Below are 1521 nucleotides of genomic sequence, written 5' to 3' on the forward strand. Positions count from 1 at the left end.
CTGGGTTCGCGGACAGGTTCGGGCGGATCCTCGGTGCCGTCGTTGCTGATCAGTCCATCGTTTTGGGTGACATCGAATTGCTCGACGCGAGAGAGCATGCGGTTTTGAGTAACGCTTGCCAGGACAACTTGATGCCGCAGCGCAGGTTAGTGGATATCTTGACTGCGAGCAGTGAGGTGGGTAGCGAGTCTGTTGCAGTACGAACCAATGGTAAGTCGGTCACCTATCGCGAGCTTGACAGACATTCGTCGCAATTGGCTCGTGTTCTCATCACGTCTGGTGCAGGACCCGAATCGGTCGTGGCAATTGCGCTTCCACGCTCGTACGAGATGGTTCTGGCTGTTTGGGCAGTTGCCAAGTCGGGCGCCGCGTACGTGCCTGTCGATCCGAACTACCCCAGCGATCGTATCGCGCATATGATTTCGGACTCCGGTGCGTCGATGGGACTGACGACTTCGTCAAACGTCGATCGTGTGCCGGATGGTGTGGTTTGGTTTGAAATCGATTCCACGGACTTCGCGGAGATGGCTGCGACATTCGCTTCATCGCCGATCGGTGAGCATGAGCGGACAACGACGCTTATGCCAGACCATATTGCCTACATAATCTATACTTCGGGATCGACTGGCCGGCCTAAGGGTGTTGCTGTGACACACACGGGCCTGTTTAGCCTGTTGGAATACGCGAATGATCTTTACGAAATTTCAGCGGACTCGCGCGTCCTGCACATCTGTTCGCCAATCTTCGACCCCTCCGTTCTTGAATGGATGGTTGCTTTCTATTCGGGGGCAACGCTAGTTGTGGTCCCCGCGTCGATTCTCGGCGGCGATGAATTGGCTGAATTGATGCGCGCGGAACGCGTTTCCAACGTCGTCATCACACCGGCAGTCCTAGGGACGATGGATCCAGCGTCGCTACCTGATCTCCATGTGGTCTCTGTCGGCGGCGATGTCAGTTCTCCTGAGCTGCTGGCCAAGTGGGTGCCGGGGAGGACCTATTTCAATGCATACGGGCCAACCGAGACAACGATCATTTCTACATACGCAAGATTGGAAGCGGACAGTCGAATCACTATTGGTTCGCCGATCAATGGTGTCTCAGCATTGGTGCTCGACGAACGACTGAATCCGGTTCCGGTCGGCACGCGAGGTGAGCTATACCTAGCGGGGTCAGTTCTAGCTCGCGGATACCGAAACCGTCCGGATCTGACGGCAGACCGCTTTGTTTCCAACCCATTTTCGCCTGGCGGTTCGCGGATGTATCGCACCGGAGACATTGTCCGTTGGGTAGGGAGCCTCGATCAACTGCAACTCGAGTACGTTGGCCGCAGCGATTTTCAGGTCAAGATACGGGGATATCGGATCGAACTCGGTGAAATCAACGCGGCACTGGAAAAGCACTCTCTGATTGCGCAAGCCGTAACTCTCGGTAAAGAGTTGCAATCAGGGGTGACAGCGTTGGTGTCCTATGTGGTGCCGGCGTCGGGTGCGGTGGTTGATACTGCGGCGTTGGTGGATTCGT

The 1521-nt window shown here is 56.0% G+C and carries 1 protein-coding gene; it reads left to right on the top strand.

What is annotated here, in order from left to right; genetic code table 11:
* Positions 1-131 precede the first annotated feature (131 nt).
* Positions 132-1521 (top strand): non-ribosomal peptide synthetase (locus QM716_RS29130; protein ID WP_283307716.1); only part of this gene is annotated, 1390 nt, incomplete at its 3' end.

Source organism: Rhodococcus sp. IEGM 1409 (genome assembly GCF_030056735.1).
Classification (GTDB): domain Bacteria; phylum Actinomycetota; class Actinomycetes; order Mycobacteriales; family Mycobacteriaceae; genus Rhodococcus_F.